The following is a 243-nucleotide window of genomic DNA, read 5'->3' on the forward strand; positions in this document are numbered from 1 at the left end:
CTTCCTTTTCGGAGGGACTTTCATTGAGGGCCTCAACTGCGTTCGGGTTCGTGCCCAAGGTGAGCCATTTCCCTTCCTTTTCGGAGGGACTTTCATTGAGGGAACGGTAGGGGAGGTACCCCTCCCCGGGGAGATGAAGATTTCCCTTCCTTTTCGGAGGGACTTTCATTGAGGGCTCATGCGGCCAGCGCATTTCTCGTCCCAGAGTCTTAGATTTCCCTTCCTTTTCGGAGGGACTTTCAT

Origin of the sequence: Rothia sp. HMSC075F09 (assembly GCF_001810515.1) — a bacterium.
Lineage (GTDB): Bacteria > Actinomycetota > Actinomycetes > Actinomycetales > Micrococcaceae > Rothia.